The organism is Flavobacterium pectinovorum (assembly GCF_022802975.1).
Taxonomy (GTDB): Bacteria; Bacteroidota; Bacteroidia; order Flavobacteriales; family Flavobacteriaceae; genus Flavobacterium; species Flavobacterium pectinovorum_B.
Genome location: NZ_JAFEVZ010000002.1, coordinates 147,043 through 172,371 on the forward strand (window position 1 = coordinate 147,043; position 25,329 = coordinate 172,371).

Genomic DNA, 25,329 nt, shown 5'->3' on the forward strand with positions numbered 1-25,329 from the left:
TCAGATTAACATTTCGTGTTCTAATACATTTAAAAATTCCAGTTTTCGTTTATTCTTTACTGTGATTTTTGAACCTTTAGCAAGGAATACAGAAGCTGGTTTTTGAGCCTGAAGAAGCCCAAAATCGGTTCCGTATGTATTTTCAAAATCAATATCAACATGGTATTTTAAAACTTCAAGCTGTTCCCATCTCGGATGTGTTACCTCATATTCAAATGTGGTTTTCTCATTGATTTTTGTATATCCGAAATAATGTTCTGTAATAAACTCAGCTTCAGAATCAACCTGAATTTCTTTAAAATCTTTTCTAGTTTCTAAATGAATTGTATTCCAGTTTTTATCATTTTTCCATTGATATATAAAAGTTTTTGTTTCCACATTTTTTACAACTTCATGTCTCATTTCTTGAGTTTCATAATGTTCCTGATACAACGTATTGGCAATAAAAGCAATCGCTTTTTTCGGAACAATTTCCTTGATAAAAACAACTCCTCGTTTCCATTCCCCATTCTCAAAACGTTTTACATAGAATCTCAAATTCACTTCTTCAAAATTGATATGAAACGGAACTTTCAAACCTAAAACTTTGGTGTTTTTGAACATAAAACCAACTAAGCTGACATAACATTTGTTGTTCCAGAAATCTATTTCAGTACCATTAGGAAGATATTTTTCTAAGATTTTAGCATCAACCTCGTAATTGAAAAGTGCTAAGTTTTTCCATTCTGCTTTTAAGAAGTTCATAGTTTGGCTTTTTGATAAATTATTATTGAAAGGAAAATTGCAATTACTGAAGGAACACCAAAAAGTACATAGCTTAAAAAATTATATAATTCCATTTTGCAAATGACAATAAGGGAAATAAAGAACAAAAGAACGCTTGTGGCATATATTTGAAGGTTTTTGTCATGAGGTTCTTCAGCTAACATTTTTAAGCCAATAGTAATTTGGAATATTCCAGTAAGAAATAGCGAGAGCATAGCGTAGGATAAAAATCCGGCGTCAGATACTGCGATTAAACAAAAGAATATTGGTAATCCCACAAAAAAATAATTTAGATAGTTAATTGCTTTCATGGCTGTTGATTGTTTATGTTTTCTTGTTTAATTAATATTCTAATAAAATAAAAAGCAGTGGCATTTGGTATTATGGTTACAAAGACAACTTGTAAAAAGTCATTCCACATGATAATTTGGAAAAATGAAAATAGTATAGAGAAATTCAAAATGGTAATAAGCCAATATCTTTTAATTTCTTTTTTAATGTCATCATTATTTGGTTTTGAAAATATTTTAATTGTCAGAAATATTGCTGAAATCACATTCGTTACGGTCAGGAATGACTGTCCGATAAATCGGAAGTAACAAGTCAAATAAAGTAGAAAACAAATTACGCTTGCAAAAAGATTAAATTGTTTGAAGCTTATCATAATTATTGATTGTTTTAAACTTTCAGAAAAAAATGAAAGTTTGGATTAAATTTTTTTAGTTTTAGAATTATTTCATGATTTTCATGACCAATTTCCCTAACCAGTTATCATTAAATTCAGTCATTTTGTCCAGCATGTTATCTGCTTTTAGAACAAAATCATACAATTTTGTGGTTTGATCTACAAAGTGTTTTTCTTCTGCTGAATCTTTGGCTTCGATTGTCGAAACTTCTTTTAAAATTTTAAGAGCAGGTTTGATTTCTCTTTTACTTCTCTCTCTCGAAATTTTCACAGCCAATTCATCTAAATCTTTTTCGGCTGTAAAAAACTCTTTTCTTTCTCCGGCTTTATATTCTTTATACACAATTCCCCAATCCATCAAAGCTCTTAAGTTCATACTGGCGTTTCCTCTGGAAATTTGTAATTCCTCCATAATATCTTCCATAGAAACAGCTTCGTTCGAGACCATTAATAAAGCATGAATTTGTGCCATGGTTTTATTAATGCCCCATTGAGAGCCTAATGCTCCCCAGGTTTGTACAAACTTATTTTTTGCTTCTTTGAATTTCATTTGTCAATTTTATTGTTTTTCAAACGGTCAAATGCAAATCGCATAAATGCTCATTGTCATGAGACAAATGTAAACAAAAGTTTTTAAACTTTCAAAAATAATTGAAACCTATTTAGTGAATTATAAAGTTGTGTTAATTCGACGCTCGAAATTTTAGATTACATAATGAGAAGGATATTTTTGTAAAAATCACTTTTTATGGAATTATACTACACCTTTTCAGTACTGATTGTACTGGCTTCTTTCTTCGCCTATTTAAACCTAAGATTTTTAAAACTTCCGGGAACGATCGGAATAATGATTATTGCCATGTTGGTTTCGGTTGGAATTCGTCTTTTAGGAGATTCTTATTTCCCTGCCACTACTAAACATTTTTTTGAGTTGATAAAACAATTTGATTTCAACGAAATCCTAATGGGGGCTATGTTGAACTTTCTTCTGTTCGCAGGTGCTCTTCATGTAAATATGGCTGATCTTAAAGAACAAAAAGTTCCGATTATGATATATTCCACAGTTAGTGTTGTACTGTCGGCATTGATTATTTCCATGTTACTTTATTATATCGCACCACTTTTAGGAATTCATATTCCGTATATATTTTGTCTGGTTTTTGGGACTTTAATTTCTCCAACAGATCCAATTGTAGTTTTGGGAGTTTTAAAAGAGGCGAAAGTTCCTAAAAGAATCGAAACCAAAATTGTGGGAGAATCATTGTTTAATGATGGAGTTGCAGTAGTAATGTTTGCTGTTGTTCTAAAAATGGCAACAGATCCTACATTTGATGTAAGTTTTGGTTCTATCGCCTGGCTATTTGCAAAAGAAGGAATTGGCGGGCTTTTATTAGGGGCTGTTTTAGGATTTACGGCATCAAATGTGATGAAGAAAATTGACGATTATAAAGTGTCAGTTTTAATCACGCTTTCTATTGTTACGGGAGGATTTCTGGTAGCCCAAAGTTTGCACGTTTCAAGTCCGTTGGCAATGGTAGTTGCCGGATTAATTATTGGTAATTACGGTAAAAAAGTAGCCATGAGTGAAGTTACCAAAGATTATCTGGGAAAATTTTGGGAACTTATCGATGAGATCTTAAATGCTGTTTTGTTTTTATTTATTGGCTTTGAATTGTTATTACTGCCAGATTTGAATAAACAATTGCTGACAGGTTTCGTTGCGATTTTTATAGTGCTGTTTGCCAGAATTTTTTCAATCGTTTTGCCGTGGAAATTTTTCGATATATTTAAATTTTTCGGAATCAAATCGGCTTACAATAAAGGTTCCCTGATGGTTTTGGTCTGGGGAGGAATTCGCGGTGGAGTTTCTATTGCGTTAGTACTTTCAATGCCTGAGGGAGAATATAAAAATTTATTGCTTGAAGTAACTTATATTGTGGTTTTATTTTCAATTGTAGTTCAGGGACTGACTGTTGGGAAATTAGCGAAACGAGTTTTGGAGAAAGAGTAGAGAATATAGAGAATAGAAAAAAGAGGGAAGATTTCTTCTTTGCCAATAATTATATACTGAAAACCCTGCAAGTAATTCTTGCAGGGTTTTGTTTTTATCGTTTATCTTCTTTAGAATAATTAGATTCTCCGTTAATATTAATTTCTCCTCCTAAAAAATGAGGCTCACGATTTCGTAAAACATCAAAAAAGGATTTTAAAGTAGATAGGTATTCTCTGAAACAAACATAGATATAGCCTCGATATTCTCCTTTATTTGCAGAATACCCAGCAGATTTAATCCCGAGTTTTTGTCCAATATAAATTGCCCTGTTTAAATGATATTTCTGTGAAATTAAAGTAGCTCTTTTAATTTTGAAAATATGTTTCGCACGATACATGGTTGAATACGTATCGAAACCGGCATAATCTATAAAGATTTTGGTTGTGTCAACTCCGTGATTAAAACAGTAATTTTTCATAACTGCTAATTCGTCATATTCTTCACGGCCATTATCTCCCGAAAGCAAAATTTTATTAATACGTTTTGCTTTCCAAAGCATAATTCCAGCATCAAGTCGGTCTTTTAAATATTTGCTTGGCTGATTTCCGTTAATTCCTGCACCAAAAATAATTCCGACATCATTCTTCGGAAATTTTTTAATTGAATAATGAATGTACTTCTTAGTCGAATTTTTTACGTAATAGTTAACAGAAACAATTGCAATCAGCCCAATAATGGCGAGATAAAGCGCTATTTTAAAATATTTTTTCAAGGCTTGTATTTGTAAGATTAAGATTTAAAAATACGAAGATAGTCAAAGTAAAATCAAATAAAAAAACCGAAGTGTTTTTACTTCGGTTTCAAATTTAATGCTCTAAGAAACTTAGTATCTAAGAAACTCTATAACAATCCCGCCCTTTTCAACAAAGCTTCCGGTTTTGGTTCCTGACCTCTGAAACGTTTGTACAAAATCATTGGGTGTTCTGTACCACCTTTTGAAAGGACATTATCTTTGAATTTTTTCGCTACTTCTTCGTTGAAAATACCTTTTTCCTGGAAAAATTCAAAAGCATCTGCATCCAGAACTTCTGCCCATTTATAGCTATAATATCCAGAAGAATATCCTCCTTGGAAAATATGAGAGAATGCTGTACTCATAGCATTTTCTTTTACATCGGGATACAATTGTGTATTCGCAAATTGTTCGGTTTCAAAAGCTTTCAAATCGGTAATGTTTGTCGGATCTTGTCCGTGCCAGGCCATATCCAATAATCCGAAACTTAACTGACGTAACGTTGCCAAACCTTCCTGGAAACTGGCACTTTCTTTAATTTTCTGAACGTATTCAATCGGAATAATTTCTCCTGTTTCGTAATGATTCGCAAATAAAGCCAAAGCTTCCGGTTCGTAACACCAATTTTCCATAATCTGACTTGGCAATTCTACGAAATCCCAGTAAACAGAAGTTCCGGATAAACTCGGATACGTTGTGTTCGCCAGCATTCCGTGTAAACCGTGACCAAATTCGTGGAATAAAGTGGTTGCCTCATTAAAAGTTAATAATGAAGGTTTTGTTTCAGTTGGTTTTGTAAAATTACATACATTCGAAATATGTGGTCTTTCGTTTACGCCGTCTTTTACATATTGAGATTTGAATGAAGTCATCCACGCACCGTTTCTTTTTCCTTTTCTTGGGAAGAAATCAGCGTAGAAAATCGAAACCAAATTATTTTCAGCATCTCTTACTTCGTAAGTCGTAACCTCTTCATGGTATTTATCGATATCAAAAACTTCTGTAAAAGTTAATCCGAATAATTTGTTTGCTACTGTAAATGCACCGTCTAGAACTTTTTCTAACTGAAAATAAGGTTTTAGTTTTTCATCATCCAAATTAAAAAGTTGTTGTTTTAATTTTTCAGAATAATATGCACCGTCCCATTTTTCTAATTGCTCGATTCCGTCTAAAGTTGTAGCGAAAGTCGTTAACTCAGCAAATTCTTTTTGCGCTGCTGGTTTTGCTTTAGCCAATAAATCATTTAAAAAAGAGAAAACTTTCTCAGGACTTTCGGCCATTCTTTCTTCCAAAACAAAATGTGCGTGTGTTTTATAACCTAATAAATTAGCTCTTTCAAAACGCAGTTTAGCAATCTTTAAAACATTTTCCTGATTGTCGAATTCGTTATTTTGAAACGATCTGGCACCAAAAGCGATTGCCATTTTTTTACGCAGTTCGCGATTGTCAGCATACGTCAAAAACGGAAGATAACTTGGATGATCCAGAGTAAAAATCCAGCCTTCTTTTTCCTGACTTTTGGCTAATAATCTTGCAGCTTCGATTGTTCCTTCTGGTAATCCTGCTAAATCACTTTCGTTGGTTAAATGCAATTCGAAAGCATTGGTTTCTGCCAAAATATTTTGTTCAAATTGTAACTTTAACTTAGATAATTCTTTGTCGATTTCTCGTAAGCGGTCTTTTTTGTCTTCAGCAAGATTAGCTCCGTTTCTGGAGAAACTTTTGTATTTTTTGTCTAATAAAGTAGTTTGTTCCGGATTTAAACCTAAACTCTCTTTTTGATTGTAAACCGCTTTTATTTTGGCAAACAATTCAGCATTTAGTGTAATGTCATTTCCAAATTCTGCTAATAAAGGCGAAACTTCCTGAGCAATTTTCTGCATTTCGTCATTCGTTTCAGCCGAATTCAGATTAAAGAAAATACTCGAAAGACGGTCCAGAATCTCACCTGAATATTCCATTGCCAGAATAGTGTTTTCAAAAGTAGGCGTTTCAGGATTATTTACGATTGCATCAATTTCGGATTTTGCCAAAGTAATTCCTTCCTGAAAAGCAGGAACATAATCTTCGATTTTAATTTGCGAAAAAGGTGCGGTGTTATGTTTGGTGTTAAAATATTGTGTTAATATGCTCATGTTTATTTATGTTGTTTAAAAATATAAAATCATAATTTGAATTTCTTCGTATCCTGAAAAGTATTCCAAAAACGAAGTAGTTCTAAATTAGTATTTTCGATACGATAATAAAGTGAAATGTGTTTTGTAATGACAATTTTATAAACGTTTTTGTAGTTCGTTTTTATAAATAAAACATTGTCATTTTTTAAAAGTGATATGGAGGTATTTACTTTTTCGATGAAATTCAAAGCTACTTTTTCAAACCATTCTGCTTCCAAATAATCGATGTTGTTCCAAAAGTCTTTTTTTGCTTGTGGAGCCCAAATTACATTCATTATTTAAAATATTTTGAATAACGATTTTTGGTTTCTTCCATAACGACATCATGTGAGATTCCTTCATTATTATCTAAAGAATAAATGGCCTCGTTTATATTATTTTTTTGCTCTTCAGAAAGACTTTCTTTAGATTGAATGAGCTCAACAATCTCCTGAATTAAATCAGGATTATCAATGTCTAAAACAATTTTAGCCAGCTCTATTTTAGAAGTTTGAATGTTCATTTTGCTTTTTTCTCAAAGTTAAGTTTTTCTTTTAGAAATTTTTATAATGAATCGTTAATAATTTTAAAGGTCTATTCCGCAAAGAATCTCAAAGAAAAAACACAGAGATTCACAAAAAATTTGTGTAGCTCTGTGTCTTCTTTGTAAATCTCTGTGGAATTAACTTATTTATTAAGACCTTCAGCCGCTTTATTAACAGCCGCTTTTAATTCTTCTTTATAAGCAATAATCGTATCCAAAACTTTTTTGTCGTGGCTTCCGATGATTTGTGCCGCTAAAATTCCCGCATTTTTTGCTCCGTTTAAAGCTACAGTGGCAACCGGAACTCCGCCCGGCATTTGCAGAATAGAAAGTACAGAATCCCACCCATCAATTGAATTGCTTGATTTTACCGGAACACCAATTACAGGAAGCGGAGACATTGAAGCCACCATTCCCGGTAAATGTGCCGCACCGCCCGCACCGGCAATAATTACCGAGATTCCGCGAGTGTGTGCATTCTTGCTGAAATCGAATAATTTCTCCGGCGTTCTGTGTGCCGAAACGATATCTACTTCAACTTCTACATTAAATTGTTTTAATATGTCGATGGCATCCTGCATCACTGGCATGTCTGAGATGCTTCCCATTATAATGGCTACTTTGCTCATGTTTTTATTTTTGTTGTGTTTTTATTTCAGGTTTAAAGTTTCATGTTGTTGGAAACTGAAAACTGTTTGTTTAGACTGCGACTGTAACTAATTACTAAGCACTAATAACTCTAATAGTATTCTTAACTTCCTGCGCAATTCTTCTTGCCTCAGTCATATCCTCATTTACGATTGTTACGTGTCCCATTTTTCTAAACGGACGAGTTTGTTTTTTACCGTAAATATGAGGTGTAACGCCATTCCATCCTAAAATGGTTTCGATGTTTTCATACACTACATTTCCTGAAAAGCCTTCAGCACCGACTAAATTTACCATAATTCCGGCAGCTTTACTGTCTGTGTTTCCTAACGGAAGATCTAAAATAGCGCGTAAATGATTTTCGAATTGTGAAGTATAACTTGCTTCGATTGAATAATGTCCTGAATTATGTGGGCGTGGAGCAACTTCGTTTACCAAAATTTCATCTTCGTTCGTTTGAAACATTTCAACAGCCAAAAGACCAACGTGATTGAATTTTTCAGAAACATTCAAAGCAATGGCTCTTGCTTTTTCTGCTACCTTTTCATCGATTCTTGCCGGACAGATTACGTATTCTACTTGGTTGGCTTCCGGGTGAAATTCCATTTCCACAACCGGATAGGTTTTCATTTCTCCTGATGGATTTCTTACCACAATTACTGCCAATTCGTTTTTGAACGGAACCATAGTTTCTGCAATACATTCAACATTTGGCAATGTATCTAAATCAGACACCTGGCGAACTATTTTTACACCATTTCCATCATAACCAAATTCAGTACATTTCCATACAAAAGGCAATTTCAGATCGTTGATTTTAGATTTTAACTTATCTAAATTTTCGAATCTTTCAAATGGTGCGGTTGGAATATTATTAGCTGCGTAAAATTGTTTTTGGATTCCTTTATTCTGAATTCCTTTTAAAGTTTTTGGAGACGGATATACTTTTAGACCTTCGTTTTCCAATTGCGTTAAAGCTTCCAGATTGACCAATTCGATTTCAAAAGTCAGAACATCAACTTGTTTCCCAAAGTTGTAAACCGTATCATAGTCCATTAAATCGCCCTGAAAGAATTTGTTGCAGGCAATTTTGCTCGGCGCTTCATCACTCGGATCTAAAACATACGTTTGTATGTCAAATTTTCTGGTGTCGAACAAAAGCATTTTACCCAATTGTCCGCCGCCTAATATTCCTAATTTAAAATCAGAAGAAAAATAATTCATTGTTTTTATAGTGTATTTAAGAATTCATCTGGTGTGAATACATTGATTTCTGAAAATTTAAAATCTTTCAAATCCCGGGTTACAATGCAATCCATGTTGTGAATAGATTGTGCAGCGGTAATTTGTATAGCATCTTCAAAATCTTTATGATTTGATTTTAAGCTTTTTTTGATAATGTTCACATCAATAGGAATTATTTCTATATTTTGTATAATTTCATCCAAAGCCATTCTTATTTTGTCCTCAGCAATTAATCTTTTTAATAAATAATGAAGCGTAATAACTGTATTGGAAGTAGAAAAAAGTTTGATTTTTTTATCAACTCCTAAAGTGTATATTTTTAAAGAATTATGCACAAAAGGTTGTCGATTTGCAAAAATGTCCATCAGAATATTAGTGTCAATAAATACGTTTTTCATAGACCGTATTTTTCTCTATAATGTTCTTCTCGTACCTTTTCTTCGTCAAAATCATCTGGTAAAGTAACAATTCCAATCAGTTTTTTTACTTTTGGAGGAATGTCATCGTATGTTTGTTCTTTCTCAATCAGATTTTTGAAATAGCTTTCTACCAGTTCAGATAAACTTCTGCCTGTTTTTTTTGCATACGATTTTGCCTGCTCAATAACTTCTTTTTCTAACGATAAAGTGAGTTTAGTATTCATATACGTATAGTTTTTGCAAAGATACGTAAAATAATTATTGTATAAAATTTAAGGTAAAATATTCGACTGAAATTATACTTTTAGTAAAGATGCTTACAAAGGACTTGATTGAAGAAAATGTTATTTAATTTTCTTCAAAACTTCACGTGCGACAGCCTGATACGCAGCTGAATGATTCCCGTAATCCTTGTCGACAATTATTTTAAGTTCAGGATGAATCCAGTCGTAATATTTCCCCAAAAGATATAATGTTCTAATGGAATAGGCTTTTGTAGCAACTTTTACATCATTTATCAGCCAGTCAAAACTCGCTTCTATACAATCCTGCAGGTTTTCTTCAGAAAGGTTAATGTTGTTTTCGCTTTTCCTGTAATGTGATTTTACAAGAAGTTGTGTCACTTTTGCAATGGGACGAAGTGAACTTTCATCTTTCAAAACCTTCAAATTTGAACAGAAAAAATCCAAATGAGGCTGCAGCCAGATTAATTCTTCATAAGATACAAATTCTAAAATCCAGCAGGCTTTATGGTTGTTTTTGTCTTCGGGTGAAAAACATATAGAGATTAATTCATTAAACAAATAAGGATGATCGAGGATTTCTTGCGAGCATTTTAAACGGTTTTCCCTGTGAGCGGTCACATAATCGAGTTTTTGTTGCAGTTCCGAAGACATTTTTTTTGAATTTGATTTAAAAATACAAATTTAGTCCCAATTTTCGATTCTCAAATTCGAAATCTGTATCTTTGCACATTGTTTTAAACTCAAAATAATGATACAACTTCACGATAAACAATTTGTTCCGTTTATTTCGGCTAAAGAAATTGATTTTGCTTTATCCAAAATAGTGGCACAGGTAGAAGATGATTTTGGAGATGATACTCCGATTTTTGTTGGTGTTTTGAATGGTGCATTTATGGTTGTTGCTGATTTTCTGAAAAAATATAAAAGTCCCTGCGAAGTTTCATTCATCAAAATGGCGTCGTATGAAGGAACAGAAAGTACCAATTCGGTTAAAGAATTAATCGGAATCAATCAGGATCTTTCGGGAAGAACTGTGGTCATAATTGAAGATATTATTGATACAGGAAACACAATCGAAGAATTAAAACAGAAGTTTAAGGAGCAAAATGTAAAGCATTTTAAAATTGCAACTTTGTTCTTTAAACCCGATGCTTATAAAAAAGACATCAAAATAGATTACATCGGAATCAGAATTCCAAACAAATTCATTGTAGGTTACGGTCTGGACTACGATGGTTTAGGGAGAAATTTACCCGAAATCTATAAGTTAGCAGAATAATTTTAAACAAACACAACTATATATTCATTTTAAACTTCTTAAAAATAAAGGAGTCACAACAATTACATTCATTATGATTAACATCGTTTTATTTGGAAAGCCGGGAGCAGGAAAAGGAACTCAGGCAGAATTTTTAAAAGAAAAATACAATTTAACACACCTTTCAACAGGAGATATTTTTCGTTTCAATTTAAAAAATGATACTGAACTAGGTAAAAAAGCAAGAGTTTTTATGGACAATGGAGAATTGGTTCCTTGCGAATTAACTACCGAAATGTTAATTGATGAGGTAAAAAAACATCCTGATACTGCCGGATTTTTATTTGATGGATATCCAAGAACAATCAATCAGGCTGAGGCTTTAGATAAATTTTTACCAACAATTGGTTCAAAAGTTACGGCTACAATCGCTTTAGAAGCTGATGATGAAATTTTGGTAGCACGTTTGCTTGAAAGAGGAAAAACAAGCGGAAGAGTTGACGATCAGGACGAAGATAAAATTCGCGTGAGATATCAGGAATACAACGAAAAAACAGCTCCGCTAATTGGATATTATAAAGAGCAAAATAAATTTCATGCCGTAAACGGTATCGGAACAATTGAAGAAATTACAGAAAGATTAACATCAGTTATAGATAATTTGTAGTTTTTGAAAGTTGGTTTTTTTTGTTTAATACTATAATTTTTTAATTATGAATTTAACTGTAAAAATAGGATTTGATGAAATAGTACAATTGGTTAAACAGTTGCCTGCAAGTAAAATAAAACAATTGCAGGATTCAGTTAATCAGGAATTTATTTCTAAAAAAGCAAAGGAAGAGATTTCATCATTTCAAGATTTTCTTTTACAAGCTCCTGTTATGAATGATGAGCAGTTGAAGGAATTTGAAGAAAACAGAAAGAAATTTAAACAATGGAGAACGAAGAAATAATTTGTTTAGATACTTCTGTTTTAATTGATTTTTTTAGAAAGAAAGATAAAACAAAATCTTTCTTTTATGAATTGACAAAATCTTACTCATTGTTTGCAGTTTCAATTATTACTGAATATGAAATTATAATAGGAAGTAATACTGAGACGGATGTATTCTGGAATGATTTTTTTGAAAAGATAACAGTCTTGTCTTTTGATAAAGAATCTAGTTTAAATGCAGTTAAAATTTTTAAACAATTAAAAAAAGACAGCAAACTAATTGAAATTCCGGATATTCTTATTGCTGCAACAGCTCAGGCAAATCAATTAAAATTAGCAACACTTAATAAAAAACATTTCGAAAGAATTGGTGGTTTGGAAATAATCATTAAAAACTAAAATCAAAATTATAAATTGGAAATACTAATAATATTTTTTCTAATACTATTAAACGGAGTTTTCTCGATGTCAGAAATTGCATTGATTTCGGCTAGAAAAAACAGACTTGAAACTGCTGCAAAAAAAGGAAATAAAAGCGCTAAAACAGCACTCGACTTAGCTAATTCTCCAAACAAATTTTTATCAACGGTACAAATCGGAATCACCTTAATCGGAATTTTGACGGGTATATATTCGGGGGATAAAATCACAATGGATGTTGAAATTTTTGTGAGCGGATTTGCCGTTTTAAAACCTTATGCACATTCTGTTGCTGTTGGAATTGTGGTGGTCGTTTTAACTTTCTTTTCATTAGTTTTAGGTGAGTTATTGCCAAAACGAATTGGATTGAATTATCCCGAAGCTATTGCCAAAATGGTAGCGATGCCAATGAAAGTGATTTCGATTATCACGGCGCCATTTATCTGGCTGCTTACATCATCAACCGATTTTTTATTGAATATCCTTCAAATAAAACCAACTGCTGACGGAAAAGTTACCGAAGAAGAAATTAAAGCCATCATCAAAGAAGGAACCGAAGTAGGTGAAGTTCAGGAAATTGAGCAGGATATTGTGGAGCGTGTTTTTCATATTGGAGACAGGAAAGTAAGCTCTCTTATGACGCACCGAAAATCAGTAGACATGCTGCCGCTGCATACTGATAAAGCCAAAATTAAAGAACTGGTAGTTCAGGATTTACATGCGGTTTATCCGGTTTACAATGATAATTATGATGATATTGTTGGGGTTGTAACTTTAAAAAATATTTTTGCCAATATAGAAAAAGATAATTTTGATCTGGCTTTGATAATGACCGATGCACCCTATTTAATGGAACAGACGACTGCTTACAAGGCGTTGGAAAATTTCAAAAAAACCGGAGTTCATTATGCGTTAGTTTCAGACGAATATGGCGTTTTTCAGGGACTGATTACCCTGAACGATATCCTTGAAGCTTTGGTCGGTGATGCATCTGAGTTTTATAAAGATGAATTCAAGCTTGTAGAAAGAGAAGACGGGTCCTGGCTGGTTGACGGACATTATTCCTTACACGATTTCTTGACGTATTTCGAATTAGATGAACTCACAAACGATTACGAAGTAAACACGGTAAGCGGTATGATCATGACGGAGCTTTCACATATTCCAAAAGAAGGTGAAAAATTAATTTGGCAAAAATTCGTCTTAGAAGTTGTGGATATGGACGGTGTTAAGATTGATAAAGTGTTGGTAAAAGCTTTAAAAGAGTAGAGAGAATTTTGTTTCAAGTTTAAAATGATTCAAGTTTAAGGTTAGCGTACTGCATACTTGAAACTTGGAACATGAAGCGTGAAACTACAGATAAACAAGAAAAAATGACAGAAGGAAATTTTGTAGATTACGTTAAGATATACGTTTCTTCAGGAAAAGGAGGAAAAGGTTCTACGCATTTGCATAGGGAGAAATTTATTGAAAAAGGAGGCCCGGACGGAGGTGACGGTGGCCGTGGTGGACATGTGTATTTAGTAGGAAATAAAGGTTTGTGGACGTTATTTCATTTAAAGTTTGCACGTCACATTAAAGCGGGTCACGGAGGAGACGGAGGAGGAGATCGTAGTACCGGAGCTGATGGAGACGATAAATTTATCGAAGTACCTTTAGGAACTGTTGTAAAAGACAAAGAAACAGGTGAAACCTTATTTGAAATTACTGAAGACGGTGAAAAAAGAATTCTCTCAAAAGGAGGAAAAGGAGGTTTAGGAAACTGGCACTTTAGAAGTTCAACAAATCAAACACCACGTTATGCACAGCCAGGTTTACCGGGTGTAGAAATGGATGTTATTCTGGAGCTTAAAGTTTTGGCAGATGTTGGATTGGTAGGTTTTCCTAATGCCGGAAAATCAACTTTGCTTTCTGTATTGACGTCGGCAAAACCTAAAATAGCCGATTATCCTTTTACGACTTTAAAACCAAATCTTGGGATTGTCGCTTACAGAGATTTTCAGTCTTTTGTGATTGCCGATATTCCCGGAATTATTGAAGGTGCTGCCGAAGGAAAAGGTCTTGGACATTATTTCCTGCGTCATATTGAACGTAACTCAACTTTATTGTTTTTAGTTCCGGTTGATACGCCGGATATTAGAGCAGAATATGATATTCTGGTTAACGAATTGACCAAATACAATCCTGAAATGCTGGATAAAGAACGTCTTTTGGTAATCTCAAAATGTGATATGCTGGATGATGAACTTAAAGTCGAATTGAAAGCCGAATTAGACGTAACTTTCAAGGATGTTCCTTATATGTTTATTTCATCTGTTGCACAGCAAGGTCTGACCGACTTAAAAGATAAACTTTGGAAAATGCTTAACGAATAAAAAAAAAGCTAATTTTTTAAAAGGTGTTCTGTTTTCAGAACACCTTTTTTGTTTTTAAGAATGTTAAATTCGTAAAAAAATAATAAAAAATGGCTTTCAAATTTAATTTTCAATGTGAATTAAGTGTTATGATTGTGAAAATGAGTTATATTCGCATGACTTAAACAAAATAACATGAAAAAAATAATTTTATTCTTGACGATGTGTCTTATGGCTTTTCCCGTAAGAGCTGATGAAGGAATGTGGTTCTTAATGTTTATTGAAAGACTGAACCATAGAGACATGCAGAAAATGGGCTTGCAATTGACAGCCGAAGAAATTTACAGTATTAATCATCACAGTTTAAAAGATGCTATTGTACAGTTTAACGGAGGGTGTACAGCAGAAATCGTTTCTAAAAGTGGTTTGGTTTTAACCAATCATCACTGTGGGTACGATGCTATTGCAGAACTTTCAACTGCTGAGCAAAACTATTTGAAAGATGGTTTTTGGGCAAAAGAAAAAAGTGCCGAGATGAAGCCAAAATCGTTATACGTTCGTTTCTTTGTACGTATGGACGATGTTTCAAAAAGAATTTTGTCAAAAGTAAATAATACAATGACAGAAACGGAAAGAAACAAAATCATTCAGCAGGAAATTGCTTTGATTGAAAAAGAAAACAACGAAGGCGGAAAATATACGGTTTCTGTTCGTCCTTTCTTTCAAGGAAATGAATATTATTATTTTGTTTATCAGGATTATACTGATGTTCGTTTAGTTGGAACACCTCCGGAGAGTGTTGGTAAATTTGGTGGAGACACAGACAACTGGGAGTGGCCTCGTCAAACAGGAGATTTTTCAATGTTCAGAGTATATGCTGATAAAGACGGAAATCCTGCAGAATATTCTAAAAACAATGTGCCATTACAGCCAAAACATTATTTACCTGTAAGTATTAAAGGAGTAAAAGAAAATGATTTTGCCATGATTTTAGGGTATCCGGGAAGAACAAACCGCTGGATGCCGGCTGGCGGAATTGAGCAAAATATTAAATATGCTTATCCTGCATGGGTTGAAGGTGCCAAAACCGGAATGGATCAAATGAAAAAGTATATGGATCAGGATGCTACTGTTCGTTTGCAGTATGCTTCAAAATATGCTTCGACTGCCAATTACTGGAAAAACCGTCAGGGTATGATTGATGCCTTAACAAAAGCGGGAACAGTAGATGTAAAAGCGGCTCAGGAAGATAAATTCTACGAATGGGCAAGTAAACCGGCAAACAAAGAAAAGTACGAAAATGTAATTCCTACAATTAATGATTATTACAGAGAAACGAATTTAAAAGCGACTCACGATAATTATTTGATCCAGCTTTTACGTACTTCAGCTCTTGCAACAGGACCTGCCAATTTAGGAAATGCATTAATTGCATACTCTAAAGAAAATGACGCTAAAAAAGCAGAAATGCTGCCTAAAATCAACGCAATGGTTGAAGATATTTACAGCGAATTTTATGCTCCATTAGAAAAAGATGTATTAACGGCACAATTAAATTTGTACGCTTCAAAAGCTGCTGAATATGGTTTAGCTCCACAAATTGCTAAAATGAAAGCGGCTAACAACGGTGACTTTACTGCTGATATTGCAAAAGCAACTGAAACCAGTTTTTTTGCATCTAAAGAAAAAATTCTAGAATACTTAGCAAGTCCAAAACCGGCTGCGCTTCCACTAGATCCTTTGTATATTATTTCTACCGATTTGTTGACAAAATACCGTGCTAAATCACCAGATCAGGCAAAAGCTGATGATGGATTTGCAACTGCTTACCGTGTATTAGTTGAAGGTTTAAGAGAATCAAAATTAAACGCAGTGAAATATCCGGATGCAAACTCTACTTTAAGATTGTCTTACGGAAAAGTTCGTGCTTTGCCTGCAGATCCTCGCAACGATGCTAAAATCAACAATTATACTACCATGGAAAGTATGGTAAAAAAGTATAAAGCAGGAGATCAGGAATTTGATTTACCGTCAAGATTGTTAGAATTAAACAAAGCAAAAGATTACGGTCAATATGCTGATAAAGCAGGATATATGCCGGTAAATTTCTTAACTGATAATGATATTACAGGAGGAAACTCAGGTTCACCGGTTCTTAACGGAAAAGGAGAATTAATCGGAATCGCTTTTGACGGAAACATCGAAGCTATGGCCGGGGACGTAATTTTCGACTCTAAATTGCAAAGAACCATCAACGTAGATATTCGTTATGTACTTTGGATTATTGACAAATACGCTGGAGCTAAAAATATTATTGATGAATTGACGATTGCAAAATAATCTCAATTTATTATAAAACGAAACCCGATAGATTTTAAATCTGTCGGGTTTTTTGTTAATTTTACTTTGATTAAATTTGATTAGTGATGATATCAATCTTTGATTCTAATTTTTGAAAGTCTTTATCATTTGTTACAACTTTATAATTGTTGTTTCGAATTAGTTCTGCCAAATAGGCATCATTAAAGTCGACAGTATCAAAATCTTTTAAAATGTTTTCTTTATTAATACCATTAAAATAATCTGAAATTAAATGGATGTTTGGAAGTTCTAAAATTGATTTTAGTAATTCTTTTACGTTTTGGACACTTTTTTTATATTCTTCTGTAGCTCCAAAATCCTTTTTAAAATCTTTGACTTCACTGAACTTGTTTTTACTTTTCCATTGCTTAAAGTCTATTCTTAATAGAACATTTGCAAATTCAGATAAAATCATTGAAGAAATATAAATCGGGATTTCTCGCTGTAAAGTTTCCTTAAATAATTTTGAATATTCTTTTTGATCTTTTGGTTTGAAATTAGCAAGATTTCCAAATAATAATAACCAAACATTTGTGTCAAAAAAAAATTGGTCAGTATAGCCAATTTTGTAAGTTTCTATATTAATCGTTGCCATTTATAGCATCATTAGAGTTTTTTTCAAAACTTTCTTTGTTTGCAAAATATTCTTTGGCTCTTTCTGTTACTTTTTTAAACAGAATTTTATCCTCATCAGCAACATTAATTAATTTCAGATATGGAGATATTTCTTCACTTTTATATTTACTGTATAGTTGACCTATGGCAGCGTTTAAAAAAGCAGTAGTTAAAACGATAATCTCAGAAAAATCTAGTTTAGTTTTTTTATGTTCCTCAAGGTTTTTGTCTAAAAGATTAAAAACTAAATTTCCATCATCAGTTGTAACAGCAAAGTTTCCACCGATAACTTCGTTAATTTTTATATTTCCCATTGTAATTACCATAAATAAAGTTTGCAAAGTTAAAAAATATTATCCAAATCTATCTCTTCTTTAAGAATATATTCATTTGTATCTGATAAATTAAATTCTAGATTAGCTATTGTACCATGAAAAGTAAAATTTAAATTTTGTTTAAATACTGTTCCTTTTCTCAATTCCCAATAGCCATCTGAAGAAATTATCTGAATTTTACCATTGTTTAATTTTATAAAATCAAAAATTATGGCTAATCCTAATCCTCCAGAAATTGTACCTGTTTTTGTGGTGTTTTTATCTTGTGTTGCCCATTCTATGCATTCGCTCCCAGACCAATTAGTTTTCATATAATTATTTACGTTGTTTTTAATGGTCTGTCCCATGTCAACAATAGTTATATCTAACATTTTTTTACTTGGAAAATATTGACCACATGTGTGTATGTTTTTGCATTCACCATGTGTTCTTGCATTTTCATATAATTCAAAAATACTTTCATTAATCTTTTTACTTAAGAGTTTTGAAAGTTTTGGAAAGCCTTGCTTTTTTAATATTTCATTATCAATGTATGATGAAAATGATTTACCTTGTTTATGACTAAATGTCTTATAATCGAGCTCGGTATTATAAGTTTCGAACGGTTTGTGAATTCCAAATTTTGTTAAAAAACCATTCCTAGATAAAATATCTTTAGGGTTTTTGATGTTTATTAGAGAAATTTCATTTCCTTTATTTTCTAATTCTTCAATCATTGCACCAAAAATGGCACATAAGTTTGCTTCAAACCAATTATTATATCTAAAATCTATTTCTATTTTACTGTCACGAATGGTTGACATTTTTTCATAAAAATGTATTAATGTTTCGTAACCGGAAACTTCTGAGGTTATTTTTTTAGGAAAATCAATTTTCATTTCAAACATTACGATTGTTTTTATAATTCGCTAAAAATAAGCGATTATTCTTATGTTTATATAGTGAATTTGCTAAAAGTTTTTTATTATTTCACTTTAACCCGAATTCCTTTTGTATGACTTGCAAATTCAGGAGCATACATACTTTGGATGGTAGTAATTCCGTTGGAAAATTCACCACTGTTATTTACCCGAATATCATATTCAAGAACATAAGTTCCTTTGTTAATTCTGTCAAAAAAGAAATGAGTTGCTGCATCTTTGGTACTCATATAATAGCTTAATTGGTCTTTGTATTGGTATTCTGAAAGTACATTTACAGGTTCAAAACAAGAAGCTCTCATATCTTTCAAATGAATATATTCGGTATCTTCTTTGGCAGTAATGACTAATCTCACGGTTACTAAATCACCAATTTTCAAAGGATTTTTAGTTGTGATTCTTTCTAATTCATTTCCTTTTAAAGTATTTTTCTTCAGATACAATTCTTTAGAAACTGATAAAACTGCTCCTAAATTGTTTTTGATTTTATCCAAATCTTCAAAATATTGCCAATAAACGCCACCAAATCCTGGAACTTTAGATTTGTTTTCAATTTTTATAGAAGCCATTTCTTTTTTAACTTCGTCTGCTTTCCAGTTCATTTTGATATAACCTGTCGCCGCTTCTTTTTCGTTTTCGACTAATTTTTTGGTTATTATTTTTTCATCACCAATTTTAATAACAGTATTGTCTTTTACAGAAAGCCAGTCGGTTCCCTGCATCAATAAAGCATAAATCGCTTCGGTAGTTGATTTTGTCGTTGGCCAGTTTTTGGTTTGTTTGTTTTTTAATAACCAGACTTTCATGGCATCAACAGATTTTGTGTCGTTATTTACTTCGGCGAAAGCCTCAATCAACAATGCCTGAGTTTCAATTGGCGCCTGATACCAATACCAGCCTGATTTATTGGCAATCCAATACATTCCCCAATCTTCATTACTTGATGCCGTTTCTTTTAAACTTTCGATGATTTTTTTGGCAGAATCTTTTTCACCAAAGCGATTTAAAGTCAAAGCAGTCAATCCTTTTTCGTAAAGGGAATAATTCAACCACTCTTTTTTAGCAGTTTCCAGATATAATTTCGTTGCTTTTTTTAAAGTATCAGAAAGAGGGTATTTCTCCAAGTAAAAACTTCGGGTATAGAGGTAATGCAAATCAGAATAAGGATTGAACCATAATAGTTTATCTCCTTTTTTTAAATTATGGGTTCTGGTTTTATGATATTCTAAAAATTTATTGTCCAGAAATGGAATTCCGGTTTTGGCAATTTCATTAGTTTTTGAAGCGCTGTTTTCATCGTTACTCAATTTCGATAAATGCCCTAAACCTGCTAAAATATGTCTGGTAATATATTCATTTTCATAACCGCCGTCAAACCATGAAAATCCTCCGGAGTTGTTTTGTTTCTTTTTTAGTTTTTCAAAAGTGGCTTCCTGTGATGTTTTCATTTTCTCCAAATCAAATAAAAGAGCCAGATTTTTTTTCTTTTCTTCTTCGCTTTGTGCAGCATCATTCAGCCATGGAGTTTCAGCCAGAATTATCGATTTTAATTCTTCATTTTCTTCCAGTTTCGAATCCAATTTCCCATTTTTTCTCCAGTCTTCAAAAACAGTTGCGATTTTAGGATTACTCGAAATAATTTCAGAAGCCAAAGCATTTGCATAAAAGCGGGCAAAAGTTTGTTCGGCACATTCGTGTTCGTATTCCATCAAATAGGGAAGGGACTGAATTGCCAGCCAAGTCGGGTTTGAAGTGTATTCTAAAGTAAACTGATGGTTTCTTAAAGTGGTTGAATTATTGTTTTTTAAATTCTCAAAGGTGTATTCTTTCGTTGAATTTTCACGAACCCAAACCGGAATACTTTCGGTAACCAGCATATTGTTAGTTAAAACCGGAAGTATGTTTTCTTCCCCATCAGAGAAATTACCTGATTTTGCTGCAATTCTATATTGAACGCCTTGTAAACCTTCCGGAATTGTAATTTTCCAGTTGACTGTTGTATTGCCAAAAGCCGGAATTGTAAAATTTTTAATGTTTTTAGCGTTCAGCATTTTCGCATCAATTGGCTGCATGGTTGCGGCATCAAAAAACTGTAAGCTTGCGATTCCGTTTTTAGCTTCAGCAGTAACATTCGAAATTTTGGCACTAATAACAATCGTGTCTTTTTCTCTGAAGAAACGTGGGAAATTCGGTAAAACCATCAATTCTTTTTGTGTAATCACACTTTTTTCCAAATAACCGGAAACAGCCTTTTTATTGTGTGCCAATAAACGTAGTTTCCAGGACGTCAAAGCTTCGGGAGAGGTAAAATTGAAACTCACTTTTCCGGCTGCATCCGTTCTTAAATTTGGTAAAAAGAAAGCGGTTTCAGAAAGGTTTTTTCTGGCTTTTACTTTTGCTAAGGCTTCTACGGCTTTTTTAGTTGTAAGTATGATAACTCCGTTTGCTCCTTTGCTTCCGTAGAGCGCAGTTGCTTTGTTATCTTTTAAAATATCCATCGATAAAATATCTGCCGGATTTATGTTGTTTATATCAGTTGTAATTTCTCCATCAACTACATATAAAGGAGGTATTCCGTTGTTATCAGCAGCACCTCTAATTTTCAGACCCGGAGCTCTCCCTGCTAATGCTTCGCTTATTCCGGCGGTATTATAAACACTATTGTCTTCTTGTATGGTTTCTGAACCAATATGTTTAATCTGTGTTATTGCTCCGGTAACATCTTTCTTTTTCATTGTTCCATAGCCGACCACCACTACTTCATTTAAAACATCAGGGTCGCCAATCAATGAGATGTTAATGATTTTGTTGTTTCCTACTAAAACTGTTTGGTTTTCAAATCCAATATAGGAGAATATTATTTCTTCATTTTCTGTAGCCTCAATTTGATAATAACCATCAAAATCAGAGACTGTTGCTCTTTGTGTTCCTTTTATATTTACAGTAACTCCGGGAAGTATCAAACCAGATTTTTCAGAAACAACTCCGTAAATAAGTTTTGTATTATCTGGTTTTTTTAGTTTTTTATAAACTTGTTTTAAATATAGATTTTGCTGGTATTGATTGAAGGAGTCGTTAAAGTTAAATCCAAACCAGATTAATTTGGAGGTTTCATCATTGAGGCTAATTCCGTATGAAACAGGATTTAAGTTTCTTAATGAGTTTGAAATTTTATCAAAACCCAAACGGGTTTTAAAATTTGCACTATTGTAATTGTAATCTGTAAAAGCTAATGCATTCCAATCTTTTATGGTAAACTGGTCTAAAGAACTGTCATACATAGAGGCTAAAATTTCAGCTTCATTTATGGTATTGGCTGATTTTAATTGAAAAGACCAATTCTCTTTGCTGCCAGGTTCTATTTTATTTCTGAAACTGGTTACCTCAATTTCTAATTTGGGTTCTTCTTTTTTTAGAAGAATTTGTATCTGATCGTTAAAGACTTCATTTTCAAAAATACTTTCAAAACTGATATTTATTTTTTCTTCAAAATATTCATCTAAAGGAATTTTTGCGATAAGTTCATTGTTTTCTAAATGAAACATATTGCTGAAAAAAATTTGACTTTTGTAATTTCCGGTTGCAGTAATGTAAAGTTCAGGTATTACCGAAGCCAGTTTTAGTAACACAAAACCATCTTTTTTAGGGTTAGTATTGATTTGTTCTGCAGTAAATAATTTGCTCGGATTAAATTTGTCTTTGCTTTGTATCAGTCGAAAATTAGCGGTCGTTTCAATTGGGTTGTCAAAGCTGTCTTTTGCAGAAAAAACAATTTTATAATTACCCGATTTGTAATTGGCAATAAAATCTAAAGCTAATTTTTTATCAGTTGAAGTATCAATTTTTTTAGAAAAAAGTAAAGTTTCATCTGCTTTTGATGAATTTGTTCTGATGTTCTTCTCGAAAGGAAACAGATTTTCGAATTCAGAATCAGTAATTTGTTGAATCTCGGGCTGCGGAAAAACACGGGTTTTGAATTTATTCGAAAAAGGACTCACAAAGTATAGTTTTAATTCTCCTTTGACAGTTTGAAATTCTCCGTTTAAATTAGTGCTTGTTAGTGTAATTTCATTTTTGTTTTTTGTTACAATTTCATTTTCAATAGTTGTACCAAGTATTAAATCATGGTAACCAACTTTTACATTTGTTGCAGCCGTGTGTGTTTCTCCATTTATGTCGGTAACCGTTACATCTATTTGATAATTAAAAACAGGGAATTCTTTTTGCACAGCATTTTTAGAAGGCTGCGCATTAAAATTGACTACAAATTTTCCGGTAGCATCCGTTTGGGTTTCTCCAGTTGCCAGGGTTTCCTTTTTTTCGTCATAATAATAATGTCTGAGGTAGCTGGTATATCTTGAAACGGTATAGCTAACTTTTGCATCTGAAATGTTACTTCCTGCAAATGCTTTTGCGATTCCGTTTACTTCAATATTTTGATTAATGCGGTAGCTGTCTTTTTTAGGTTCAAAGCGTACTTCAAACTTTGGACGTTTGTATTCTTCAACTTTAAATCTGGTGATAGCGTTTCCAAAATTAGTTGTGTTCCAAAAATCGGAAGCCATTTTTAGCGAAACTTTTGGAGCACTTGCATCTATGGTAAATGTACCCGTTAAACCTGTTTTTGGCAATATAAATTCTCCCGAAAAAGAGCCAAATTCATTGGTCGTTACTTCAAATTCTTTAAAGGATTTGTAGTTAGCATCCAGAATAGTAATTTTTACCCAGGTATTGCTCACAACACTCGCATTGTTTTTATTCTTCTGAATAACAATACCTTTATAATATACCGTTTGCCCGGGGCGATAAATAGCCCGGTCTAAATAAAATTCGATATTACCTTTGTTTTCTTCTTTTTCGTTTGCTGAGTAATCATTATTTGTACCGAGATAGCTTTTCGTTAGTGAAAGTGTATCATTTACACCAAATAATGTAATAGGTTCCTGATAGTAATAATTATTTTCTTTTACAAAGGAAGCCAAACCATTTTTATCCGTTTTAATCGCTTGATTAAGTAAGTTTACCGAAATGTTTTCTAAAGGTTTGCCTGTTTTTCTGTCCGTAACCAGAAAAATTTGTGTGTCTTTCTTTTGAGTTGCCAGAACAGCTAAGTTAGAAACAGAAATGGTTTCAAAGGCGAATGCTTTTCCGGTTTTTAAATCTGAATCACTTTCTGAATACACCAAATAATTGCCGGTTTTAAGCTGAGGTAAAAGTACTTCTGTAGTATATTCAAAATAATCATTTTTGTTCAAAAGATTGTAATTTTCAGAAACTATAGGTTTTCTGTTTTCAATAATGGCTTCTGCCAGACTGTCTTTTGGGGATGAAGAATTTCTAAAGTGCTGAACCTCTTGCTGACTGATTTTGTAAAATGAAACAGCGAACCGGTTTATGTTTTTATATTGAACAAAAGCCCGGGTATTTTCATCTGAATAGCTTTGTTTTTGAAGCTGTATGTTTAATGATTTAAAAACTAAATTTTGTTTGTTTTGGATTGCCAGTTTATAGGCATTCGAACGATTATTAATTGCTATAACGCTGTCAAGTAATGCAATTGCTTTACTGTTATAATCAGGATGCGTTTGTTTTGAAGCTAGTTTTTTTAAAGTTAGTGCTTTCTCCAGTTGAATTTTCTGAATCAGGTTTATGTCATTGGATTTTTCCTGAAGTCTGTTCAGGGATTTCAGAAAAACAACTTCTTCGGGTGTCGTTAAATTAGTATGGCAAAATTGAAGGCGTTCAAACTGGTTTTCCGGTGTTGGATTTTCTGTTTCCTGTTTCTGAAACAATAGTAATGTTTTTTTAAGATTGCTGTCAGTTACAAAATCGAAATTCAATTTTGTAAAATCTTTGGATTTTCCTAAAAGTTGCTCTTTAATAGCTTCAAAATTATTTTTTTGAATTTGCCAATGTTGTATTTTCGGAGCATAAAATTTGATGTTTTCATTTAATAAATAATCAAATAGATTTTCATTTTTGAAATTTTCCAGCTTTAAATAATCAAAAATGGGTTCGTATTGCGACAATAGAGTAGCTTTTAGTTTTTTTTCATTAGATAATGTATGCTGTAAAGTAATTTCAATTTTGCTTTTAAACAGCGTATCTGTCCAGGTCAAAAAATCTTCGTCAAGAAAGGTTGTATTGGTTCTTTGTTGAATTTTATAACTATTTATGTTGTAATAGTCATCGAGGCATTTTGCATAAACTAAATTCAAAATTGCTTTTGAAGGAAGTGAAACCCGGTCAATATCTGTTTTTAAATTGTTCAAAATTTTGGTCTGTGCATTTTCCTCAAATATTTGTAAATATTTAGACTGATAAAAAAAACATTTTATCATTTGCACTTCGTCTTTGTCTGAAACGGCTTTCTTGTAGATTTGGTCTACGATTTTGCTGGCCGATTTAATTTTGCCTTCATTTTCAAAAGCAATTATTCTTTCCCACTTTTTATCATTCTGTTGCGCTAACAATGTAGAAGAAAGCAATAAGAAAACAAATACTATATTTTTCATAAAAAGAGTTTTATTGTATAGAGAGTAGTTTTTGAAAAAAGGTTGGGAAGGCATTAAATAATTTTCGTACAAATTACTAATTTATCTCTAAAAGTAAATATGCATTTTATATTTCCTTATTTTT

The 25,329-nt window shown here is 32.6% G+C and carries 24 protein-coding genes; 8 read left to right on the forward strand and 16 right to left on the reverse strand.

The genetic code is table 11. The annotated features are described in order from the left end of the window. The 3 genes from FLV_RS03170 to FLV_RS03180 form a co-directional block, all read right to left on the reverse strand. Window positions 1–744 (reverse strand): YqjF family protein, encoded by a 744-nt coding sequence (locus FLV_RS03170; RefSeq protein WP_243230688.1) that lies wholly within the window; start codon window positions 742–744, stop codon window positions 1–3. Beyond that, the gene (locus FLV_RS03175) at window positions 741–1,076 is read right to left on the reverse strand and encodes a hypothetical protein (protein WP_243230690.1); all 336 of its coding nucleotides are present in this window, start codon (window positions 1,074–1,076) and stop codon (window positions 741–743) included. Before FLV_RS03175 ends, FLV_RS03170 begins: the two co-directional genes overlap by 4 nt. A gap of 420 nt (window positions 1,077–1,496) precedes the next feature. Then, the gene (locus FLV_RS03180; RefSeq protein ID WP_243230692.1) at window positions 1,497–2,000 is read right to left on the reverse strand and encodes a GbsR/MarR family transcriptional regulator; all 504 of its coding nucleotides are present in this window, start codon (window positions 1,998–2,000) and stop codon (window positions 1,497–1,499) included. A gap of 198 nt (window positions 2,001–2,198) precedes the next feature. Here FLV_RS03180 and FLV_RS03185 point away from each other — a divergent pair, with 198 nt between their 5' ends. Next, window positions 2,199–3,461 carry a cation:proton antiporter gene (locus FLV_RS03185; RefSeq protein WP_243230693.1) on the forward strand — a complete coding sequence of 421 codons (1,263 nt, stop codon included), beginning with the start codon at window positions 2,199–2,201 and terminating at the stop codon, window positions 3,459–3,461. A 94-nt stretch (window positions 3,462–3,555) separates the two neighbouring features. On the opposite strand, the gene FLV_RS03190 is transcribed toward FLV_RS03185, so the two are convergent. The 9 genes from FLV_RS03190 to FLV_RS03230 all read right to left on the reverse strand — a co-directional run bounded on the left by FLV_RS03190 (window position 3,556) and on the right by FLV_RS03230 (window position 10,144). Further along, window positions 3,556–4,215 carry a vancomycin high temperature exclusion protein gene (locus tag FLV_RS03190; protein WP_243230695.1) on the reverse strand — a complete coding sequence of 220 codons (660 nt, stop codon included), beginning with the start codon at window positions 4,213–4,215 and terminating at the stop codon, window positions 3,556–3,558. A 128-nt stretch (window positions 4,216–4,343) separates the two neighbouring features. Next, entirely contained in the window at window positions 4,344–6,371 is a 2,028-nt protein-coding gene (locus FLV_RS03195) for a M3 family metallopeptidase (protein ID WP_243230696.1), read from the reverse strand. Between the two features lie 29 nt (window positions 6,372–6,400). Further along, window positions 6,401–6,688 carry a type II toxin-antitoxin system RelE/ParE family toxin gene (locus FLV_RS03200; RefSeq protein WP_243230697.1) on the reverse strand — a complete coding sequence of 96 codons (288 nt, stop codon included), beginning with the start codon at window positions 6,686–6,688 and terminating at the stop codon, window positions 6,401–6,403. Then, window positions 6,688–6,915 (reverse strand): hypothetical protein, encoded by a 228-nt coding sequence (locus FLV_RS03205; RefSeq protein ID WP_243230698.1) that lies wholly within the window; start codon window positions 6,913–6,915, stop codon window positions 6,688–6,690. Before FLV_RS03205 ends, FLV_RS03200 begins: the two co-directional genes overlap by 1 nt. A 164-nt stretch (window positions 6,916–7,079) precedes the next feature. After that, entirely contained in the window at window positions 7,080–7,565 is a 486-nt protein-coding gene (purE, locus tag FLV_RS03210; RefSeq protein ID WP_243230700.1) for a 5-(carboxyamino)imidazole ribonucleotide mutase, read from the reverse strand. 94 nt (window positions 7,566–7,659) lie between these two features. After that, window positions 7,660–8,808: a 5-(carboxyamino)imidazole ribonucleotide synthase gene (locus FLV_RS03215; protein WP_243230702.1), complete on the reverse strand. Its 1,149-nt coding sequence runs from the start codon at window positions 8,806–8,808 to the stop codon at window positions 7,660–7,662. 5 nt (window positions 8,809–8,813) lie between these two features. Continuing rightward, a complete protein-coding gene (locus FLV_RS03220; protein WP_243230704.1) occupies window positions 8,814–9,227 on the reverse strand; it encodes a type II toxin-antitoxin system VapC family toxin in 414 nt (137 codons plus the stop codon). Beyond that, the gene (locus tag FLV_RS03225; RefSeq protein WP_243230705.1) at window positions 9,224–9,472 is read right to left on the reverse strand and encodes a DUF6364 family protein; all 249 of its coding nucleotides are present in this window, start codon (window positions 9,470–9,472) and stop codon (window positions 9,224–9,226) included. Before FLV_RS03225 ends, FLV_RS03220 begins: the two co-directional genes overlap by 4 nt. Before the next feature lie 120 nt (window positions 9,473–9,592). Beyond that, a complete protein-coding gene (locus FLV_RS03230) occupies window positions 9,593–10,144 on the reverse strand; it encodes a hypothetical protein (protein ID WP_243230706.1) in 552 nt (183 codons plus the stop codon). Between the two features lie 97 nt (window positions 10,145–10,241). On the opposite strand from FLV_RS03230, the gene hpt reads away from it, so the two are divergent. The 7 genes from hpt to FLV_RS03265 all read left to right on the forward strand — a co-directional run bounded on the left by hpt (window position 10,242) and on the right by FLV_RS03265 (window position 16,799). Continuing rightward, window positions 10,242–10,772 (forward strand): hypoxanthine phosphoribosyltransferase, encoded by a 531-nt coding sequence (hpt, locus tag FLV_RS03235; RefSeq protein WP_243230707.1) that lies wholly within the window; start codon window positions 10,242–10,244, stop codon window positions 10,770–10,772. Between the two features lie 73 nt (window positions 10,773–10,845). Continuing rightward, the gene (locus FLV_RS03240) at window positions 10,846–11,418 is read left to right on the forward strand and encodes an adenylate kinase (RefSeq protein ID WP_243230708.1); all 573 of its coding nucleotides are present in this window, start codon (window positions 10,846–10,848) and stop codon (window positions 11,416–11,418) included. A 46-nt stretch (window positions 11,419–11,464) separates the two neighbouring features. After that, the gene (locus tag FLV_RS03245) at window positions 11,465–11,704 is read left to right on the forward strand and encodes a hypothetical protein (protein ID WP_243230709.1); all 240 of its coding nucleotides are present in this window, start codon (window positions 11,465–11,467) and stop codon (window positions 11,702–11,704) included. Next, window positions 11,686–12,084, forward strand: a complete 399-nt coding sequence (locus tag FLV_RS03250; protein ID WP_243230710.1) for a type II toxin-antitoxin system VapC family toxin — start codon at window positions 11,686–11,688, stop codon at window positions 12,082–12,084. The genes FLV_RS03245 and FLV_RS03250 overlap by 19 nt, the downstream gene beginning before the upstream one ends. A 15-nt stretch (window positions 12,085–12,099) precedes the next feature. After that, complete coding sequence (locus tag FLV_RS03255) at window positions 12,100–13,374, forward strand: hemolysin family protein (protein WP_262916395.1); 1,275 nt, start codon at window positions 12,100–12,102, stop codon at window positions 13,372–13,374. A gap of 104 nt (window positions 13,375–13,478) precedes the next feature. Further along, the gene (gene obgE, locus FLV_RS03260; RefSeq protein WP_243231381.1) at window positions 13,479–14,480 is read left to right on the forward strand and encodes a GTPase ObgE; all 1,002 of its coding nucleotides are present in this window, start codon (window positions 13,479–13,481) and stop codon (window positions 14,478–14,480) included. A 174-nt stretch (window positions 14,481–14,654) separates the two neighbouring features. Continuing rightward, entirely contained in the window at window positions 14,655–16,799 is a 2,145-nt protein-coding gene (locus FLV_RS03265) for a S46 family peptidase (RefSeq protein WP_243230713.1), read from the forward strand. Between the two features lie 70 nt (window positions 16,800–16,869). Here FLV_RS03265 and FLV_RS03270 read toward each other — a convergent pair whose 3' ends face one another. The 4 genes from FLV_RS03270 to FLV_RS03285 all read right to left on the reverse strand — a co-directional run bounded on the left by FLV_RS03270 (window position 16,870) and on the right by FLV_RS03285 (window position 25,205). Beyond that, entirely contained in the window at window positions 16,870–17,415 is a 546-nt protein-coding gene (locus tag FLV_RS03270) for a type II toxin-antitoxin system VapC family toxin (RefSeq protein ID WP_243230715.1), read from the reverse strand. After that, entirely contained in the window at window positions 17,402–17,749 is a 348-nt protein-coding gene (locus FLV_RS03275; protein WP_243230717.1) for an STAS-like domain-containing protein, read from the reverse strand. Before FLV_RS03275 ends, FLV_RS03270 begins: the two co-directional genes overlap by 14 nt. 29 nt (window positions 17,750–17,778) lie before the next feature. Then, on the reverse strand, window positions 17,779–18,657 hold the full coding sequence (locus FLV_RS03280) for an ATP-binding protein (protein WP_243230718.1): 879 nt from the start codon (window positions 18,655–18,657) through the stop codon (window positions 17,779–17,781). Between the two features lie 77 nt (window positions 18,658–18,734). Continuing rightward, window positions 18,735–25,205 (reverse strand): alpha-2-macroglobulin family protein, encoded by a 6,471-nt coding sequence (locus tag FLV_RS03285; RefSeq protein WP_243230720.1) that lies wholly within the window; start codon window positions 25,203–25,205, stop codon window positions 18,735–18,737. Window positions 25,206–25,329 lie beyond the last annotated feature (124 nt).

Coding starts and splice junctions, on each gene's coding strand:
- FLV_RS03170 (WP_243230688.1), bottom strand. CDS start 744: ATGAACTTCTTAAAAGCAGAATGGAAAAACTTAGCACTTTTCAATTAC.
- FLV_RS03175 (WP_243230690.1), bottom strand. CDS start 1,076: ATGAAAGCAATTAACTATCTAAATTATTTTTTTGTGGGATTACCAATA.
- FLV_RS03180 (WP_243230692.1), bottom strand. CDS start 2,000: ATGAAATTCAAAGAAGCAAAAAATAAGTTTGTACAAACCTGGGGAGCA.
- FLV_RS03185 (WP_243230693.1), top strand. CDS start 2,199: ATGGAATTATACTACACCTTTTCAGTACTGATTGTACTGGCTTCTTTC.
- FLV_RS03195 (WP_243230696.1), bottom strand. CDS start 6,371: ATGAGCATATTAACACAATATTTTAACACCAAACATAACACCGCACCT.
- FLV_RS03200 (WP_243230697.1), bottom strand. CDS start 6,688: ATGAATGTAATTTGGGCTCCACAAGCAAAAAAAGACTTTTGGAACAAC.
- FLV_RS03205 (WP_243230698.1), bottom strand. CDS start 6,915: ATGAACATTCAAACTTCTAAAATAGAGCTGGCTAAAATTGTTTTAGAC.
- purE (WP_243230700.1), bottom strand. CDS start 7,565: ATGAGCAAAGTAGCCATTATAATGGGAAGCATCTCAGACATGCCAGTG.
- FLV_RS03215 (WP_243230702.1), bottom strand. CDS start 8,808: ATGAATTATTTTTCTTCTGATTTTAAATTAGGAATATTAGGCGGCGGA.
- FLV_RS03220 (WP_243230704.1), bottom strand. CDS start 9,227: ATGAAAAACGTATTTATTGACACTAATATTCTGATGGACATTTTTGCA.
- FLV_RS03225 (WP_243230705.1), bottom strand. CDS start 9,472: ATGAATACTAAACTCACTTTATCGTTAGAAAAAGAAGTTATTGAGCAG.
- FLV_RS03230 (WP_243230706.1), bottom strand. CDS start 10,144: ATGTCTTCGGAACTGCAACAAAAACTCGATTATGTGACCGCTCACAGG.
- hpt (WP_243230707.1), top strand. CDS start 10,242: ATGATACAACTTCACGATAAACAATTTGTTCCGTTTATTTCGGCTAAA.
- FLV_RS03240 (WP_243230708.1), top strand. CDS start 10,846: ATGATTAACATCGTTTTATTTGGAAAGCCGGGAGCAGGAAAAGGAACT.
- FLV_RS03245 (WP_243230709.1), top strand. CDS start 11,465: ATGAATTTAACTGTAAAAATAGGATTTGATGAAATAGTACAATTGGTT.
- FLV_RS03250 (WP_243230710.1), top strand. CDS start 11,686: ATGGAGAACGAAGAAATAATTTGTTTAGATACTTCTGTTTTAATTGAT.
- obgE (WP_243231381.1), top strand. CDS start 13,479: ATGACAGAAGGAAATTTTGTAGATTACGTTAAGATATACGTTTCTTCA.
- FLV_RS03265 (WP_243230713.1), top strand. CDS start 14,655: ATGAAAAAAATAATTTTATTCTTGACGATGTGTCTTATGGCTTTTCCC.
- FLV_RS03270 (WP_243230715.1), bottom strand. CDS start 17,415: ATGGCAACGATTAATATAGAAACTTACAAAATTGGCTATACTGACCAA.
- FLV_RS03275 (WP_243230717.1), bottom strand. CDS start 17,749: ATGGGAAATATAAAAATTAACGAAGTTATCGGTGGAAACTTTGCTGTT.
- FLV_RS03280 (WP_243230718.1), bottom strand. CDS start 18,657: ATGTTTGAAATGAAAATTGATTTTCCTAAAAAAATAACCTCAGAAGTT.
- FLV_RS03285 (WP_243230720.1), bottom strand. CDS start 25,205: ATGAAAAATATAGTATTTGTTTTCTTATTGCTTTCTTCTACATTGTTA.